The sequence below is a fragment of the Helicobacter sp. MIT 14-3879 genome (assembly GCF_003364125.1).
On sequence record NZ_NXLP01000107.1, the window covers coordinates 1 to 3,284 of the forward strand.

Annotated in this window: 4 protein-coding genes; 2 read left to right on the forward strand and 2 right to left on the reverse strand. The window is 32.8% G+C overall.

The features are described 5' to 3' along the window. The coding region (locus CQA44_RS12770; protein ID WP_181881901.1) for a hypothetical protein at positions 1-213 on the forward strand (213 nt) is incomplete at its 5' end. 404 nt (positions 214-617) lie between these two features. Next, on the forward strand, positions 618-1,478 hold the full coding sequence (locus CQA44_RS11600; protein ID WP_115547370.1) for a DUF815 domain-containing protein: 861 nt from the start codon (positions 618-620) through the stop codon (positions 1,476-1,478). Positions 1,479-1,615: 137 nt separating this feature from the next. On the opposite strand, the gene CQA44_RS11605 is transcribed toward CQA44_RS11600, so the two are convergent. After that, positions 1,616-1,903 (reverse strand): YbdD/YjiX family protein, encoded by a 288-nt coding sequence (locus CQA44_RS11605; protein WP_115547371.1) that lies wholly within the window; start codon positions 1,901-1,903, stop codon positions 1,616-1,618. A gap of 134 nt (positions 1,904-2,037) precedes the next feature. After that, on the reverse strand, positions 2,038-2,772 hold the full coding sequence (locus CQA44_RS11610) for a BspA family leucine-rich repeat surface protein (protein ID WP_115547372.1): 735 nt from the start codon (positions 2,770-2,772) through the stop codon (positions 2,038-2,040). Positions 2,773-3,284: the final 512 nt, after the last annotated feature.

Here is a 3,284-nt window from a genome sequence, read left to right on the forward strand (position 1 = left end):
GATATACCTCATACAAAGAGATTAAAAAATAAAAACAAAACCAGCACCACTCAAGCTAACCTCTATAAAATAACCCCTAAAGCAGAGATTTTCAAGGTATATCTTGGAGACCATATTGGTAGTTTTTCTAATTTTACTTTAGATTCTAAAACCTTATGGTTTTTGAACTCTAAAGAATCTAATCTTACCGGATTAAGTATCCATAATAAATAATCAAACAAAAATTGTGGCTAGAAACAATTATGGTATGCTCCCGCCAAATTCTCATTAGGGAAATTACTTCTCTCAATGTATTTTGTAGAGTTAAGTAGAGTTAATAAAATAATAAAGACATCTCTAATTTTGGATTTAACTCAACATTTTTAACAAACAGTCTTCCTCTTAGAAAGATAGCTTTTGAGAGTTGATAATTGAGAATATCCAGATTTGCTCAAATCCTACTTAAGGATTTTACCTTGCCCGTAAGTCATCTGTATTGATATGCTATTTACAGGTCAAAGTAATTTTTATCTGTGTTTAAGCAGAGTTTTTATAAATCTTATATTTTTTAACAAATTGTATTAATCTCTACTTGTAAAGATTAAAATTTCAACAAATTAACACTTATAAGGAATAGTATGCAAACCTACAAAGATATTTTTTATATTGATTGGAGTAAAAATAAAGCAGCTATCTTACGTAGTACCCGTCATGTCTGCTATTTGCACCCTATACAGGATTTTGATATTGTATTAGAAAGCGATTTAGTAGGACTAGAGAAAGAAATCGCTACACTAGATTCTAATACTTTGGCTTTTTTATCAGGTAAGCAGGCATCTAATGCGCTTTTGTGGGGAGCTAGAGGATGTGGGAAAAGCTCTGTTGTAAAAGCGGTCTTAGGTAAGTATCTTGCCACATCTAATTTACGCATTGTCGAGATTGAAAGCAAGGATATAGAAATGTTGCCCATTGTGCTAGACTTTTTGCGTGAATATGAGGAGTATTACTTTATTGTTTTTTGTGATGATTTGGCATTTTCTTCTAATGACTATTCTTATCGTAGCGTTAAAAGCGTCTTAGAAGGCTCTTTTGAGAAACATCCCTCCAATGTATTATTGTATGCAACATCTAATATGCGCCATATTGTGCAAGAAGAGTTAGGAATGAATGCACTTCATAGTCAAGATGTTATTCATGAGAATCTTTCTTTTAGCGATAGGTTTCCGTTAAACATTGGATTTTACATGTTTGGAACAAAAGAATATTTCGCAGTTTTGGAATCTTTTATTACTAAAAGCTATGAAAAAGCAAAAATTCCACAAGCAGCAATAATGGCTCATAATTTACTAGAATCTATTAAGCAAGAAGCACTCAACTTTGCAACACAAGTAGGTAATAGAAGTCCCAGAACTGCCAGAAACTTTTGGAATCTCTACCAAAACACAAGGAATCCCGTAATCTTAGAGAATCAAACAAAAGATGGTGCAAAGACACAATAAGCATTGACACATTGCTATGCGATACGAAGAATCATTAAATTTTCACCTATCAATAACCAAACAGAGCAACAGTTAAATCCCTAGAATCTCACTCTCTTATTAAAACAGTTGCAAATTGGTTCGGACATACATAATCCTTAACAGCATTTCTTGCTTCCATTCCTACCGTATCTTTTATTTTGAGAATCTAGGAAAAATTCTTTGCGACTCTTTGGCTTGCAGTAAGGATGGTACTGTGCATGATATTCCTTATATTTTTCGTAACTTGGTATTCCTACTAAGAGATGAAAAAACTTTTCTGAATGTTGGTAGATTCTAAGGATAGACGCTATAAATCCAAGCTTATTAGATTTCCCTTGAGAATCTCGTGTGTGTTTTGTAGATACTTCTTTTAAAGCAGTTTTTTTCATCATCTTTTCTGCCATCACAAATCCTTTATTGAGAATTTAGTATTCATAACAAAATATAGCTTTTAGCCGTTAAATCACATTTATCAGCTCTAAGCCTGACTTAATTATAACACAGAATTTCTTTGGTCTTATTCTGTCAAAGGTCGCATTTAGTTAAACTGTCTCTTTAATCTTTCTAATTCCACTTCTTTCTGCCATTCTTCTTGATACCAAGTAGGAACTTTTGTTATTCCTGAGCGAAAAAACATTTTCTCTTTATTCCTAAGTGTACCGAGATTCCATGATTGCAAATCTTGGTTAAAAGCTTTTGCACTATGAAACATATCACGTGTGTTTTTAACCCTTGAGACATTCCAATTACTTATATCTTGATTGAATCTAGTTGCGTTATAAAACATACTACCCATTGCCTCAACATGAGAAACATTCCACTTATCTAATGGTTGATTAAAGTGAATTGCACCCAAAAACATACCAAACATAAATTTCACATTCTCTACGTTCCACGCATTAAGCGGTTGGTTAAATTGTCTTGCCTCATAGAACATGCCGCTCATAGATTTTACTTTGGAGACATTCCAAGATTCTATGTTGTGATTAAAGAATTTTGCGCCCGCAAACATATAGCTCATATCTGTTACATTGCTCACATCCCAAGTTTCTATGCCTCTAAAATCTTTCCGCAAGGAATTTTGGAATAATTTGCTCATATCTGTAATTTTGCTTGTATCAATTTCATCGAGTACAATGCTTGAATCTTTAAGCAGCCGCTCAAGATACTCGCGTGTGCTAGGGCTATATTTTTTTACACTATCCGCCATTGCCTGTATGCTAAACACAAAGCACAATACTATACAATTCGCAAGAAATGCACATTTTCTCATATTACCTCCTACAAGATTCTTAAGATTAGAATCTGAATAAATTTATGATTTTACATTGAATCTGCACTTCAATATGATGCAGTTAAAATTCCCATTACAAGATTTATCCAAATCCTTAGGCGACTTCATCGTGTAGCCACCTGCCATTCAATTTGCTATGCCCTTATTTGGATATTGAGTTTATTCTATTCATCAAAACGAATCCGCTTTAGAATCGGGATTTTTCAATCTCTTAGTATAAACTTCAGAATGACAATTTGTAAAATCTATTCTTAAAATCTTTTCTTTATGAAATTTTACCTACTTATTCATTAGGAAATGTTTGTATGGACTCGCAAGAGGCTTGCTATCAAGGCAAAAGTTTGAATCTTGTTTTACTCCTACTTAAGCAATGAGAAATTTGGTTTCATTCCCCAAAATACTACTCAAGATTCTTTAATCAAATATAAAATCACACACAGAATCTCAAAGAATCATAGAGAATGAGTCATATAAGATTCTAACTAATATTC

What these genes read in the sequence shown, in the direction of transcription:
- CQA44_RS11600 (WP_115547370.1), top strand. Translation starts at nt 618, where the DNA reads ATGCAAACCTACAAAGATATTTTTTATATTGATTGGAGTAAAAATAAA.
- CQA44_RS11605 (WP_115547371.1), bottom strand. Translation starts at nt 1,903, where the DNA reads ATGGCAGAAAAGATGATGAAAAAAACTGCTTTAAAAGAAGTATCTACA.
- CQA44_RS11610 (WP_115547372.1), bottom strand. Translation starts at nt 2,772, where the DNA reads ATGAGAAAATGTGCATTTCTTGCGAATTGTATAGTATTGTGCTTTGTG.